Source organism: Bradyrhizobium sp. (assembly GCF_035652035.1).
Taxonomy (GTDB): domain Bacteria; phylum Pseudomonadota; class Alphaproteobacteria; order Rhizobiales; family Xanthobacteraceae; genus Bradyrhizobium.
Genome location: NZ_DASREO010000091.1, coordinates 22,005 through 36,057 on the forward strand (window position 1 = coordinate 22,005; position 14,053 = coordinate 36,057).

14 protein-coding genes and 1 pseudogene are annotated in these 14,053 nt (G+C 60.5%); 10 read left to right on the plus strand and 5 right to left on the minus strand.

Features of this window, described 5'->3' with window-relative positions; genetic code table 11:
• Positions 1-131 precede the first annotated feature (131 nt).
• The 4 genes from VFB05_RS24030 (at position 132) to VFB05_RS24045 (ending at position 3,440) form a co-directional block, all read left to right on the plus strand.
• A complete protein-coding gene (locus VFB05_RS24030; RefSeq protein WP_325016951.1) occupies positions 132-1,295 on the plus strand; it encodes an NmrA family NAD(P)-binding protein in 1,164 nt (387 codons plus the stop codon).
• A 44-nt stretch (positions 1,296-1,339) separates the two neighbouring features.
• Positions 1,340-1,960 (plus strand): permease, encoded by a 621-nt coding sequence (locus VFB05_RS24035; RefSeq protein WP_325016953.1) that lies wholly within the window; start codon positions 1,340-1,342, stop codon positions 1,958-1,960.
• 59 nt (positions 1,961-2,019) lie between these two features.
• Positions 2,020-2,190: a hypothetical protein gene (locus VFB05_RS24040; protein ID WP_325016955.1), complete on the plus strand. Its 171-nt coding sequence runs from the start codon at positions 2,020-2,022 to the stop codon at positions 2,188-2,190.
• Positions 2,191-2,276: 86 nt separating this feature from the next.
• Entirely contained in the window at positions 2,277-3,440 is a 1,164-nt protein-coding gene (locus VFB05_RS24045) for an alpha/beta fold hydrolase (protein ID WP_325016957.1), read from the plus strand.
• Between the two features lie 46 nt (positions 3,441-3,486).
• Here VFB05_RS24045 and VFB05_RS24050 read toward each other — a convergent pair whose 3' ends face one another.
• The gene (locus VFB05_RS24050) at positions 3,487-4,152 is read right to left on the minus strand and encodes a lytic transglycosylase domain-containing protein (protein ID WP_414643314.1); all 666 of its coding nucleotides are present in this window, start codon (positions 4,150-4,152) and stop codon (positions 3,487-3,489) included.
• 373 nt (positions 4,153-4,525) lie between these two features.
• Between VFB05_RS24050 and VFB05_RS24055 the strand changes: the two genes are divergently transcribed.
• Complete coding sequence (locus tag VFB05_RS24055; protein ID WP_325016962.1) at positions 4,526-7,126, plus strand: EAL domain-containing protein; 2,601 nt, start codon at positions 4,526-4,528, stop codon at positions 7,124-7,126.
• A gap of 32 nt (positions 7,127-7,158) precedes the next feature.
• Here the strand turns inward: VFB05_RS24055 and VFB05_RS24060 are convergent.
• Positions 7,159-7,626, minus strand: a pseudogene (locus VFB05_RS24060) (IS5 family transposase); the annotation flags it as partial.
• A gap of 247 nt (positions 7,627-7,873) precedes the next feature.
• On the opposite strand from VFB05_RS24060, the gene VFB05_RS24065 reads away from it, so the two are divergent.
• A complete protein-coding gene (locus VFB05_RS24065; protein ID WP_325016964.1) occupies positions 7,874-8,191 on the plus strand; it encodes a hypothetical protein in 318 nt (105 codons plus the stop codon).
• 31 nt (positions 8,192-8,222) lie between these two features.
• Positions 8,223-8,795: an isoprenylcysteine carboxylmethyltransferase family protein gene (locus VFB05_RS24070; protein ID WP_325016966.1), complete on the plus strand. Its 573-nt coding sequence runs from the start codon at positions 8,223-8,225 to the stop codon at positions 8,793-8,795.
• 12 nt (positions 8,796-8,807) lie between these two features.
• On the opposite strand, the gene VFB05_RS24075 is transcribed toward VFB05_RS24070, so the two are convergent.
• The gene (locus VFB05_RS24075) at positions 8,808-9,500 is read right to left on the minus strand and encodes a flavin reductase family protein (RefSeq protein ID WP_325016968.1); all 693 of its coding nucleotides are present in this window, start codon (positions 9,498-9,500) and stop codon (positions 8,808-8,810) included.
• A 370-nt stretch (positions 9,501-9,870) separates the two neighbouring features.
• Between VFB05_RS24075 and VFB05_RS24080 the strand changes: the two genes are divergently transcribed.
• Both VFB05_RS24080 and VFB05_RS24085 read left to right on the plus strand, forming a co-directional pair.
• Positions 9,871-10,350 (plus strand): rhodanese-like domain-containing protein, encoded by a 480-nt coding sequence (locus tag VFB05_RS24080; RefSeq protein WP_325016970.1) that lies wholly within the window; start codon positions 9,871-9,873, stop codon positions 10,348-10,350.
• A gap of 290 nt (positions 10,351-10,640) precedes the next feature.
• Positions 10,641-11,615, plus strand: a complete 975-nt coding sequence (locus tag VFB05_RS24085; RefSeq protein WP_325016972.1) for an amidohydrolase family protein — start codon at positions 10,641-10,643, stop codon at positions 11,613-11,615.
• 79 nt (positions 11,616-11,694) lie between these two features.
• On the opposite strand, the gene VFB05_RS24090 is transcribed toward VFB05_RS24085, so the two are convergent.
• Positions 11,695-12,669, minus strand: coding sequence for an ABC transporter substrate-binding protein (locus VFB05_RS24090; protein WP_325016974.1), 975 nt, complete (start codon positions 12,667-12,669; stop codon positions 11,695-11,697).
• Positions 12,670-13,016: 347 nt separating this feature from the next.
• A complete protein-coding gene (locus VFB05_RS24095; RefSeq protein WP_325017367.1) occupies positions 13,017-13,268 on the minus strand; it encodes a hypothetical protein in 252 nt (83 codons plus the stop codon).
• Between VFB05_RS24095 and VFB05_RS24100 the strand changes: the two genes are divergently transcribed.
• Positions 13,158-13,985, plus strand: a complete 828-nt coding sequence (locus VFB05_RS24100; protein ID WP_325017353.1) for an ABC transporter substrate-binding protein — start codon at positions 13,158-13,160, stop codon at positions 13,983-13,985. The genes VFB05_RS24095 and VFB05_RS24100 overlap by 111 nt on opposite strands.
• Positions 13,986-14,053: the final 68 nt, after the last annotated feature.

A 14,053-nucleotide genomic window follows, 5' to 3' on the forward strand; every position in this document is an offset into this window, starting at 1 on the left:
GTGTTTCCCTGCAGACGATTGTCGCACAAATCCGTGGCTGGAGCCTAACGCGATAACAGCTTCGCGAGCAGGGCAACAAAACTCTTGTCTTCCTAGTCACTCTTATTATAAGAGTGAGTAGCGATAAGGCAATGGTCCAGGTGCGCAACGGCTCGAAAGGGCGGCGACCGACGACCGGCCATTCAATCGAGGAGATGGTGATGTCCGTCCATGACACGTCCAGGATATTTGTCGTCGGCGGTACAGGCGCCCAGGGGCTGCCTGTTATCGGCGCGCTCGTTGCAGACAAGAAATATTCGGTTCGAGCCCTCAGCCGTGATCCGGCTTCCCGACGTGCCAGGGAGCTCGTCGCGCTCGGTAACGTCTCGATTCTCGAAGGAACATTCGCTGACGAAGCCACGCTTCGGGAGGGTTTCAGAGGCTGCGATGGCACGTACGTCAATATTGACGGCTTCAATACCGGGGAGAAGACGGAACTGTACTGGGCAATTCGCAGCTACGAGATAGCCATCGAAGAAGGCATCAAGTTCTTCGTCTACGTAAATCTGGACTACGCGCTCAAGAAGTCCGGCTACGATTCAAGATTTCGCGCGGGTCACTACGATGGCAAGGGCCGCATAGGCGAGTGGATCCTGTTCCAGAACCAGTCGAACCGGGAGAGAATGGGTGCGGCTGTGTTTACGACGGGCCCGTACATGGAGATGGCGGTTTCGGCGATGACGCCGATGACCCCCTCCGTGGAAGATGGCGTCGTGACCTGGCGGGTGCCGCTCGGCGCCGGGGCAGTCCCTCACGTGGCGCTTGCGGATTGCGGTTATTACGCGCGCTGGCTCTTCGATAATCCCGAGCGAGCCAACGGCATGAACCTCGAGGTCGCTATCGAAGATGTCGATTACCACAAGCTTGCTGCGGCGTTCGAAAACGTAACGGGGCATCCGGCGCGATACATCGACGCTCCGCTCGACGACTACTGGAACGGCCCGCTCAAGATGGCCGCTGGTCTGCCGGCCGGATACAATGCCGATCCCGCCGACAAAAGCACGATGAGCTTCCGGGACAACTTCACCGGATTCTGGAACATCTGGAAACATAAGATCATCGCGCGAGATTACGCGTTGCTGGATGAAATCCATCCCAACCGGATCAAGAGCGTTGAGCAATGGCTCCGTCGCGAGGATCAGCTTGGCAGAGAGCTCGGCAAGGGAAGCCTCTGGGAAAGAGTCCAGCCGGGAAATCTGTCGAAAGCCAACCCGCTTCTAAAACTGACGGAAGACAGGAGAAAGGGGAAGCTCTAGGGCTCCCCTGGACTTGAGCAACCGACCTGACGGGAGACGAGATCATGAATCAGACTGGGAATGTCGACAAAGTCCGTGGGACACGCGTGCTGTTGGGTGTGCTGGCCATCTGGGGATTGGCTGTTGCCGCGGCAGCCGAGACCGGAGTTTTTACCTCTATACCTCCGCTGCTGATCGCACCGCTGATTGCGCTCGGAATCATCATGCCTGTCATTGTGTATGCGATGTCCGACGGATTCCGTGCGTACATCGCAGCCGTCGGATTGCGACCGCTGACGGCTTTTCACATCTGGCGCATCGGGGCTGCGCTGTTGTTCTTCTGGTACGGCGCACACAACCTGCTTCCCGAGGCTTTCGTCCGCAACGCGGGGTGGGGCGATCTCATCGCAGGCGTTCTCGCGTTGGTCGTCGTGCTGCTGCCCGAGAGCCGATCCGGATATCTCATCTTCCACATCGTCGGCTTCGCGGATTTTGTGGTGGCCGTAGGCACCGGTCTCGCTCTCTTCCTTCTCAACGACCCGCGGATGGCGGCCATCCAGACGCTGCCCATGGTGCTCATTCCGCTCTATGGCGTCGGGATTTCGGGAGCGAACCATCTCATGGCTTTTGATCTTCTGCGTCGAGGCGCGGCAAGCAGAGCGAAAGGCTCCGCTGTCGAAGCATGACGGCGCGGAGCGGCAGCGCGACTGCGCGGAGAAAACAGGAAACCGTGAAAGGACAACAGATGGCTTACGCGAATGGCAATGATCCGGTTGCGCGAAGTTCGGAGGAGAAGGTCGGGTTTCTCAGGCGTCTGTGGCTGAGCATTGTGCAGTTCGACGATGCGCTGAACTTTGATCGGCATGACGATCTCGCGCGACGGATATCGGAACTTGAGCGCAAATCAAAAGCCTGAGAGCTGCTTCCAACAATAAGCTTGCATGCTTAGTGGTATGATGATCATCATCCAATAATATTGCCTAACCAAGCAGGACGACCGTCATGAAGCCTCAGCGGATTCCGTCAACAACCAGCCTCCTGTTTGCTCTCCTGATGTCCGGGACATTGCTTTCAGGTGCAGCATCTGCCCAGTCCGCTCCGGCCGCGGCCAACAATGTGGCGCCATCGCCGTGGGACCAGCAAGCGAACACGGTGGCCGTCCAGGCCGAGGCCCTGTTCGACAATTACAGGTTCAGGGACGGGGAAACGCTTGATCACGTCAAGATCCACTACGCAACTCTCGGCAAACCGCACCGTAACGCCCAGGGCGGCATCGACAACGCCGTGCTCGTGTTGCATTGGACCGGCGCCGATAGCCGTGTTCTCCTGAGCCCGACCTTTACCAAGGCGCTGTTCGATCCGGGACGGCCGCTGGACGCGAACCGCTACTACCTGATCTTTCCAGATAGCGTGGGCCATGGGCAGTCCAGCAAACCCAGTGACGGTCTGAAAGCCAAATTCCCCAACTACGACTATGGCGACATCGTCGACCTCCAGCACAGGCTGGTGACCGAAACTCTTGGCATCAAGCATCTGCATGCCATCCTCGGCATATCGATGGGCGGCATGAACGCATGGCAATGGGCAGAGGCCTATCCGGACATGATGGACGGTGTGATGCCCGTCGTTTCGCTGCCGATGCCCGTTTCCGGACGCAACCTGCTGTGGCGGCGCATGGTGGTCGATGCGATCCGCTCCGATCCGGAATGGAAGAACGGTGACTATACGACGCCGCCGCGCGGCTTGATCGTCGGATACAATATTCTGCGAATGATGATCGATAGCGTTTCTGCGCTTCAGCACGAAGTCGCCAATGGTCAGGCGGCTGATAAATTCCTCGCCAGTACCCGTGTCACGGCAGAGCACGTCGACGCAAACGATATCCTTTACTCTCTTAAATCGTCTTTCAGCTACGATCCGGAGCCTGAGCTGTCGAAGGTCTCGACGAAGCTCTTTGCACTCAATTTTTCCGACGACGAATTCAATCCTGACCGCTTGCAGGTTCTCCAGACCGTCGTGCCGAAGCTCGAGCATGGCCGGTTTGTGGTTCAGCCGGGGACGTCGTCATCACCTGGCCATTTCACGATGACGCGGCCGGACCTCTGGGCCCAGCACGTCGGCGAATTCATGCGCTGGCTTGGTGATCAGCCTTCGGCCGGAAATTAGCTGCATCTGATGGGAGTCGAGACACTGCCGCGCGGCGCCGTCGCGCTCAGCGTGACGCCAAGCGGCGCCATCTGGCTTCGATCCGCGCCTTGATTGCGCGGACACGGGCTTCATGAGCGGCCCAGAAGGCCCGGCTCGCCGCCGGCGTTCCCTGCCGGTACTGCGCATAGACGTCCTTTGGCGAAATCAAAAGCGACCGCGGCTGATCGTTGGCAAGCACGGACTTGGGGATGATCGCAGGCGGCGTCGGTCCGTCCGTCGTCGCCAGCGATGAGCCGAGCGCGGCGAGACGGGTTCGCGCCCGATTGCAATAGCTCACCGAGCGCGCCGTCATGACTTCCTCGCCATGCCCGGCGCGGTACTTCATCAGCGTGCGGCACAGGTCGCCGTTCGCGAGGCGCCACGCCTTGCTCAGATAGGCGACGCCATAGTGGATATTGATTTCCGGCTTCGCGAGGTCTTCCGTGCTGCCTTTGAACCCCAGCATCGCGGCCGTCCCGGGCCTGATCTGCATCAGGCCGATTTCGCCGACGCCCCCGATCGTTGCGGGGTTGTAGTTGCTTTCGACATACACGACCGCATCGGCAATGTCGGCCGGAAGGCCGGTTTTTTGAACTTCTTGTTCGACCATGGCGCGGACCGCGGCGCGGAAGGAAGGCCCCGGCCTGTCGGCGGGTTTTTCCGCATCGGCTTTCGCTGCGTCCGCCTGCATCGGCGGGTCAGCGTCCTTGGGTTCCGATGGCTTCGGCTCGCCCGCAGCTGAAGCGATCGGACCCGCCATAGCGGCGAGCAGGGCGGCCGCCAGAACAAAGCAGAACCTGAAGCTACTCATCAAAACGTCCCCGGCGCGAAAGGACCTCAGGTTGTCCAGCACAGGACCATCAACAGGTTTTCTAACATTCAGAGGGCGAGAAGGTGGCACACGCCTTGCGAATAATTGGTTCACCGCGCGACTCCCGGCGCTGGTAGCGAATTCTTAAGGATAAATTCTTATCCCAACAGCATGCCAGGTTGCACAACCCTTTAAATACCGCTGAGGCGATAGGCTTTTCGCGCAGAGTATTCCCTGCGGGATCAAGCCGTTGATGTCCGTGCACGACCAACTTCCGGTAGAAAGTTCCGATGTCCTCCTGGCCGCACTCGAGCGGGCCAATGAGGCCGTCGTAATCCTGGATCAGGATCATCGCATCACGCATTTCAACGCGTCGGCCGAGCGGATCTGGGGACTTTCCCGGGCCGAGGTTCTGGGCCGATCCGCCGCCGTGCTCGGCTTTGGCGATCTCGACAGGGAGCGCAGGACTGAACTTACGGTCACGCGTCCCGAGGGCGAGCGTCTGCGCGTTGCACTGTCACTCTCGCATGTCGTGTCGGAAGGCGTGCCGCGCACGATTGCGCTCGTGCGGGACATTACGCCCGATCTCGAGCTGCGCGAGCGGCTCGCGATTCATGTGATGATCGCCGACGGAACCAATCGCGCCGTCATCATCGTCGACCGCAACATGAAGGTCGTCTACGTCAACGCCACCTTTGTCGGCATGTTCGGCCACAGGATCGAGCAAGCCGAAGGCCGCAAGATTGGCGAACTGCTCGCCGGGCCGCACACCGATCGGCGAATGCTCAAGCGGTTGCAGCGCTGCGTCGGGCGCGAAAGCGGCATCGACGAGGACATCCTTGCCTATGACTCCGGCGGCGAAGAGATCTGGCTCGGCGCCCACGTCAAGGCGTTCCGAAATGCGCGCGGCAAGGTCAAGTATATCGTCGCGCTGCTCGCCGATATCACCGAAACCCGGCAATTATGGTCGTTGCAGCAATTGATCATGACGGCGCTCGCCGACGAAATTCCGATTGCTGACATCGCCGACCAGCTTTGCCGCCGCGTCGAGGAAATTGCGCCTGACGTCGTTGCCTCGCTGCTTCATGTCGACTCCGAAGGCTTGGTGCATCCGCTCGGCGGCCCGAGCCTTCCCGACGACTATTCCCGGGCGCTCGACGGGATTGCGATCGGGCCCGATGTCGGCTCCTGCGGATCGGCCGCCTATTTTGGCAAGGCGGTGCTTGCCATGGACATCGACACAGATCCGCGCTGGCAGCCCTACAAGACGAGGCCGCTGGACGTGGGCTTGCGCGCGTGCTGGTCCTCGCCGATCAAGGCCAAGGATGGCCGCGTGATCGGGACCTTCGCCTTCTATTTCAGGGAATGCCGCGCGCCTTCGCGCTGGCATGAGCGGATCGTCGAGGCCTGCGTTCACCTCGGCGCGCTTGCCATCGAGCGCAAGGAGGCGCGTGCCCAGATCGCGCAGCTTGCCTATTACGATACGCTGACCGGCCTGCCCAACCGCGCGCGCTTGCGCCATCTGATCTCCGAAGCGATCGCGGAGGTCGCGGCCGGCAAGAATGTCGCGCTGGCCTTCCTCGACATCGACAATTTCAAGGACGTCAACGATTCACTCGGACATGCGGCCGGCGACGAGATGCTGGTCGAGTTTGCGCAGCGGCTGCTTACGCAGATCCAGCCGGGCGATGTGCTGGGGCGTCTTGGCGGCGACGAATTCGTGATCCTGCTTCCCGAGCGCGACGCCGCGGGAGCCTCGCTGGTGGCGTCCCGGATCATGGAAGCCCTTAGCCCGCCGCTCAAGCTGGGAGCGAGGCAAGTGCCGGTCTCGGTCAGCATGGGCATCAGCATCTATCCGGATAACGCGACCGATCTCGACACGCTGATCCAGCAGGCCGACGCGGCCATGTACAAGGCCAAGCAGGCGGGCCGCGCCACCTATCGCTTCTTCAGCGCCGACATGAACCGCCTCGCCGAGCAGCGGCTGGCCTATAGCGCGGCGCTGCGCGTCGCGCTCGCGGGCGGCGGCCTCTCGCTGCATTATCAGCCGCAGATCAGGACCAGCGATGGCTCCTTGCGTGGCGTCGAGGCGCTGGCGCGCTGGCATGATCCGGTGCTTGGCGAAGTTCCTCCCGCCAAGTTCATTCCGCTTGCCGAGGAATGCGGGCTGATCGAGCAGATCGGATTGTGGTCGATCCGCGAGGCCTGCCGGCAAATGGCGGAGTGGCGCAGCGCGGGCCTCGACATTCCCTGCGTGTCGGTCAATCTTTCGCCGATCAATTTCCAGAACGCTGGTCTTGCTGGCGTCGTCGCCGAAATTCTCAGCGAGCATGGCCTGCCGCCGGACGTCCTGATGCTCGAGGTCACCGAGAGCGTATTCCTGAACGAGCACGCGGTCGCGGTCGAGACCATGAGCGCACTGCGCAAGCTCGGCACCGGTCTGTCGCTCGACGATTTCGGAACGGGCTATTCGAGCCTCAACCGCCTTGCGCATCTGCCGATCCGCGAACTCAAAATCGATCGCAGCTTCATGCGCGAGGTCGAGAGCGATCCGGCGGCCCGCGCCGTCGTGACGACCGTGGTGCGCGTCGGGCAGAGCCTCAAGCTCACCGTGGTCGCCGAGGGCGTCGAGACCGAAGGACAGCGAAATCTGCTGTCCAAGCTCGGCTGCGATGTCATCCAGGGATTCCTCTACGCGCCCGCGCTGTCGCCGTCCGCCTTCGGGCGCTGGCTGGTCGACCATAGCGCGACCTGCGCGAGCGCCATGTTGCGAAGCGTTGGCCGTTCGATCTCGGAGCAGTCATCCGGTGGCGCTCGCGCGCTCAAGGTGCCGGATCAACAGGCGGTGATGTAGTCTTCGTCCCGGAACCATTTGCTTTCGGTGGACTAGGGCGTGGACTCATTAGCACGCAGCCAAATTCGGATCGATGCGAGTTTGACGAACGCAAGATAGTTGGCTGCGAGTTTGTCGCACCGGGTCGCGACACGCCGACATTGCTTGATCTTGTTGAAGAACCGTTCGATCAAATTGCGTGCGCGATACAGATACGGACTGAAGCAGATCGGGTCTTTGCGATTTCGTTTCGGCGGAATGTTCGCCCATGCTCCTTGCTGGCGGGCAAGCTCCCTGATCCAGTCGGCGTCGTAGCCGCGATCCGCGAGCAGCATCGTCTTGGGAAGCAATGCGCTGAGCAGAACCGAACACAGCCGGTTGTCATGCGCCTCACCGGGCGTGAGGGCGAGATGGACCGGCAGGCCATTGGTGTCCACCACCGCGTGAATCTTGCTGGTCAGGCCACCTCGTGAGCGACCCATATCTTCCTGATTGTTGTCCGCGATACAGGCTCCGTGCTGACCGGACTCGCTGCCGGCTCGCCCCAGTCGCGAATGACTCGACTCGGACTCTGCAACCCGAGGTCCGTCCCGTCATCCAGCCGAGCTTGGCCATTCCACGGCCGGCACCGCACAGTTTTCGGGGAGAGCCGTCGACCAACCTGCGGCATGACGACGAATTTGATGCCGTTTCAGCCGAATTTGCACAGACGAAGAACGATCTGTCGCACATGGTCTGGTCTAGCTGCGTCATCCTGAGGAGGCCCCCATGAAGTCGAATCTCCCGTCCTCCGGCATCAGCCGTCGAGTGCTGCTGGCGACATTGGCCGTGGCGCCGGCATTACCGGAGCTTCTTCTTCCCGCTGCTGCGCAGGCTCAGGCAAGCTCGCTGGCCTCGTGGAACGACGGGCCGGCAAAGCAAGCGATTCTCGACTTCGTACGCGCCACCACGGACCGGGCAAGTTCGAGCTTCGTGCCACCGGAAGAACGCATCGCTACGTTCGACCAGGACGGCACGCTGTGGGTCGAGCACCAGTGGAGTTTAGGATTTGACATTCGCTTTTCGAGTTCGCACCTAGCTGGGTAGCGAATGTCAAATCCACTCCACCAGTCCCGTCATGACGATCTTTCGGCTGATCATTCCCGCGCTCTGGCTTGTTTTCGCCGTGTATTGGGGGATCTCGGCGCTCAGCGCCAAGCGCAGCCTCGGCATCACGCTCTGGTGGAGGCAAAGCCTGTTGCGCGGCGGCCTTGTCGTCTTGATCGTCGTGGCGCTTCGTTTCACGCCCGCGCGCGGCTTGCTCCGCGCCGTGCATGCCTATCAGGCGCACAGCATCCTGCTCGGCGCCATCGGCGCGGCGATCGTTCTGCTCGGCGTTGGCCTTGCCGTTTACGCACGCATCTATATCGGTCGCAACTGGGGCATGCCGATGTCGCGCAAAGAGGAGCCGGAACTGGTCACGAGCGGTCCCTATGCGTATGTCCGTCACCCGATCTACACCGGGATCGTGCTCGCGATACTCGGCTCGGCGATCGGCTTAAGCGTGCTCTGGGGGATCATGCTTATCGTGTTCGCGCCGTATTTCGTCTACAGCGCGCGGCGCGAGGAGGAATTGATGCGCGAGCAGTTTCCCGCGCAATATCCGGACTACATGCGGCGGACGAAAATGATCGTGCCGTTCGTGCTGTGAGGGCTTGCGGCCTTACGATCCGCCGCCGGAGGCGAAAGCCGGTTCGGGGATTCGCGCAAGGGGCCTGTAGGCGTCTTCGGGAATCCGGGCGAGTGTCGAGTCATGGAGTTCGTCGCCGAGACCATAGAAGCGCTGGAAGCTCATGATGAGCGGACGCCATTTGTCCGGATCGATGCGATTGGGGTTGCCGTCCATCAGAAGACCTGGGTGGAGGTGCACACGCACAATCCGCGCCTCGAAGACGACGAGCGCGCCGCGCACGGCGTCATCGTCCTCCATCAGGCCGTGCCTTGCCGCGATGACCGCCTCCAGATGGATCGGACATTCGAGCGCGCGCGGTGGCGCCACGCTCAGTGAGGGGACACGGGTCAATCCGGCGATCTCGAACTTGTTCTTCTCGTGCGTATAACCGAGCGGCTGCTTCCACGCCGGAACCGGATTCTTGCCGGTCAGACGTGCGAGGCGGTTCACCGCGCCGACATTCTGGACCGAAGGCAGATTGAGGACACACTGGCCGGTGCGGATCAGATTTTCCGTTGTCTTCGACGAGGCGTCCAGGCCGAGCATGCAGCGCCAACCCAGCCAGAAGGCCGATGACATCGGCCCGAGATTGGCGGAGCCGTCTTCGTTTTCAGTGCTGATCAGCACGACCGGAGTCCCCAGATAGAGGATGGACGGCTCGCCGACGATGTGGGGGATGTTCATTTCGATCTCGCATGCAGTGAAGGTCGAGACCGAGACTGGACGAAACGCCCGACATCGAAACTCCGAATCGTGTTCTCAAATTCAAAAGCAATTGCGAACGCGCATTTATGGTTGCGCCGGAAGCGTCACGGGCCGCATCAGCAGCGGTTTTGTGGGCCGATGTTCAGTTTTCGGGGAAGAGCCGACATGCCGTTTCAGCCACGCGGCTCCCGCTCAAGACCCGAAGCCGACATAACCGCGCAGGTGAGCTGATCGGATCCACCACGCCAGGGCGGAAAGTTACAAGTGGACCATCGCCTTGATCTAACGCAACGCGGCGCATCTCGCGGGTAACTTACATAGATGTTTCAGTCGCAAGGGAGGTGTCGTGATGAGCCGCAAACCCAGCTTGTTTGCCATTGTTGTCTGCGCAACAATCGCTCTTACACAGCCGACCTTCGCCGCCGAAAACTGGCCGGACTCGATCGACGAGTACGTCCTGCAAGTTCGTAAAACCATCGATACGACCGATACGGATAGCTACCTGGCGGTAGTCAAGAATCCGGGAGACGCTTTTCTAGTGGATGTTCGTGAGCCGGACGAATTCAAGGCTGCACACGTACCCGGCACCGTCAACATCTCACGCGGACGCCTCGAGTTTCGGATCTGGCGAGCATTGGGCTATCCAAACAAGATCGATTTGAATCGCAAGATTTTTGTCCAGTGTGCGACCGGTGGCCGAGCCACGCTTGCAGCCAAGCAACTTAGGGATATTGGTTTCACCAACGTCACAGCGGTATTGATGACCCTAACAGACTGGGAAAAGAAGGGTTATCCCATCGTCAAGGACCAAACCAACTCGAAAGACTGACGCCAAGCGTCATCGTTGACCTGTGTGCGGTTACGTCGCCTTTTGGCCCGTTGCCGACCTGCACTCCGAACATTTCGAGGTCCGCTCTCGGAGGCGGAGCCGACGGAGGTCGGGTTACCGGCCTACGGCAGTAAATGACCCAACTGAGACATGTGCCGTGAGGATTGTTGCGACGCAAATCGATGATGGTCGCAACTTTCTGATGTGATCTTCAATAATGCGAGCTAATTTCCTGCAATCCTTGCTCACGTCGCGCGGTGTCGGCCTCTACAATGTCGTGACAACGAATAGTGAAACAGGAAGAATATCACATGCCTTCACGCCGCAGTTTTCTGACCGGTTCCGTCGCAACCAGTGTCGCGCTGTCCATGCAGTCCACCACGGCGACACTTGCGCAGCCAAAACGAGTGATCGTTGATTCCCAAGTTCACCTCTGGCCGGCAAGCACTCCGGAGAGACCCTGGCTCCCCGGGGCCAAACCGCAGCTTCCGGAGCCCTTCACCATTGAGCGAATAATCCCGCTGATGGACGAGGCTGGCGTCGATCGCGTCGTCATTGTTCCGCCAGCGTCGGTAGAAGGCGAGCGCGTCGACTATGCCCAAGAGGCGGTCAAACGGTACGCGGGCCGCTTCGCTATCATGGCGCGTGTAGCCCTCAACAAGCCCGATGGCGCGGCACGGCTTGCGACCTGGCGCGACCAACCCGGTGTGCTGGGCGTGAGGTTGAACTTCGGTCCGGACGAAGCAGCGTGGTTGACGGACGGGACCGCGGATTGGTTCTGGCCGGCGGCGGAGAAGGCTCACCTGCCTGTGATGCTTCTCACGTCGGGCCAAACATCGCTGTTCGCACGCATCGCCGAACGACACCCCGCACTTACGCTTATTCTGGACCACATGGGCGTCGGCGCGGGCCTTCGCCCTCGTCGTGATTCATCGGTATCGATGAGAAACGACATGGTGGCGGAAGCTATCGCCCAGACGGCCGCGCTCGCAAAATACCCCAACGTGTCGGTAAAGTTGTCGTCGGTCCCCCTGATTTCGACCGAGTCCTATCCATTCCGCGACGCCATCCCGCATATCCATCGCCTCTTCGACGTGTACGGCCCGGAGCGCTGCTACTGGGGAACTGATCTAACCAATTCATTCGCCCGTGCTACCTACCGGCAGCGCGTGACGCAATTCACAGAGGAGCTTCCGTTCCTCACCGAGAGCGACAAAGACTGGATCATGGGTCGTGCGATCCTGGCACGGCTTCGCTGGACGTGAACCAACCTGCTTCGATGACCTGAATCAGGCCCTCCTCACTATCTCCACGAGGAGCAGTGGGTGGTGATCCAAAGTTGGGTTATTTTGTCCGGGATGCGTAGAGGTGCTCGATGAACCCGTCGTGTTCCATCTCTTCGATGAACGAAGCATCCGCAATGTCACTTTCCTTGAGTGAAATGGCAGCGGGATATTTCCCTACGAGCACGTCTTGCACGTTCTTCAAGTTGTCCAAAAGCGGCTTCGGCACCTTCTGAAACACCGGGACGTGGAATTTATACAGATCCTCCGCCGCACTTCGATCGGCGATATCAAGGTATCGCTGAAGTAAAGGCACGACGACGTCGGGCTGCGTCTTGAACACATAAATTGCCTCAACGAATCCACGCATGACGCGCCTGACAAGGTCGCGGTCGGATGCGATCAGCTTGCGCGTGCTCGCAAAGATCGAGGGCGTGCCAAATTCGTGGAGGGGAAAGGCGTTCCAACCATGGCGTGAAGCGCCAACAAAGCGCAGATCGACGGGAAGCACCCCGGCATCGATCTCGCCGGCCGCGAGCGCCGCAAAGATTCGATCGAACCGGACCAGGGGCAGGTATGTCGCCGTTGCGCCCGCCTTTTCGATCGCGATGCGGGTGGCAACACTGGTCTGCCCGGTCTCGCTCAGCACCCCTACTTTTTTCCCCGCCAATTGATCGAGCCCGGTGATCTCCCTAGGCGTCATCACGAACTGATTGGTAAACTCCGTCGTCGGGGTCGCCAGGATCACGATATCGTTGCCTTTGAGCACCTCTTCGGCAACAGGGAGGACGCCTGTGTGGGCGAACTCGAAATCGCCGCGGATGACGCCGGCAGCTGCCTGTGGACCGCCAACAGCAATCGCGGGTACGCTGAGCTCGATCCCGTGCTTCTTGAAGACTCCGGCTTCAGCCCCTAGCCAGGCCGTGCTCTGCCACGTCGCGAGCAGGCCAGTTGCGACGCGTATCTTTTGAGGCGTCTGTTGCGCCTCACCTCGGCTGAGCGAGATGGTCGAGGCGGCCGTTGCGCCCGCAAGCAACTGCAAAAACTCGCGTCGAAAAAACGTCATAAGGACCCCGCAACTGGGATACGGTACAACAGCTTTATTCCCAGCGCGAGCGTGGCCTTCGGATGCTGTCGCCCAGCCATGGGCACAGCTCGGATTGACCTTCGTCTGGTTCTGGCCCGTTGCCGACCTGCACTCCGAAGTTTCGAGGTCAGCTTTCGGGGGCGGAGCCGACGGAGGTCGGGTTACCGGCCTACAGCAGCAAACGACCCGAAGCGGACATCTGGATACCGCGCAACCCCTTCAAGACAGCATCCTGAGTCGATAGACTTTCGGCTCCCAGCTTTCGGGGCGGCATGAGACGGCGGACGTTTATCGGATTACTCGGCGGCGCGGCGGCAGCATGGCCACTGGCGGCTCATGCGCAGCGACGCGAGCGCGTGCGTCGCATTGGCGTGTTGATGCACCTGGCTGCGGACGACTCGGAAGGCCAGAGCCGCTTCGCCGCATTTCTTCAAGGCTTGCAGGAGGCGGGCTGGGCTGTCGGCCGCAACCTGACCATCGATGTACGATGGGCCGCCGCGGACGTCGAATTGATGAAACGAGCCGCCAGAGAGCTCGTTGCGCTTCAACCCGATCTCCTCTTCACAAGCTCGACGCCGGCTGCCGCGGCAATGCTGCAAGCGACGAGAACCATTCCTGTCGTGTTCGTATTGGTAGCTGATCCGGTCGGCACCGCGTTGATCGCGAGTCTCCCTCGACCCGACGGTAACATGACCGGCTTCGCTCCCATTGTGCCGTCGCTGGGCGGCAAATGGACCGAGTTGGTCAAGGAGGTCGCGCCAAACACCAAGCGGGTCACGATGCTGTTCAACCCGCTATCGGCAACTTTTATCGAGAGCTTCGTGCAGCCGTTCAAGGTTGCGGCGTCCTCCCTCGGCATGGAAGCAATCATTGCGCCGGTGGAGAACATGGATGTCGTCGAGTCTGTGGTCGTGGCTGAGGCGCGTAAGCCAGATGGCGCTTTGGTCGTAATACCAGATGCATTCACTGAACTTCATCGGGCGGAAATTGTTTCCCTGACGGTTCGCTATCGTCTACCCGCCATCAATTGGTCCCGTTCGTTCGCCGAAGGCGGCGGTTTGATCTCCTACGGCCCCAATCTCGTCGACGAATACAGGCGCGGCGCGTCGTATGCGGATCGTATCCTCAAGGGCGAGAGCCCGAGCGAGCTTCCCGTCCAGACACCCGTCAAATTTGAGCTTGTTGTCAACATGAAAGCCGCCCGGATGCTCGGTCTCGACGTCTCGCCCGCGTTTCTGAGCCGCGCCGACGACGTGATCGAATGACAGCGATTCTTTCGGCTAGCGCATGAGTCGGGAAATGGCCCGAAGCGGTTCCATCGAGGATAAAAACG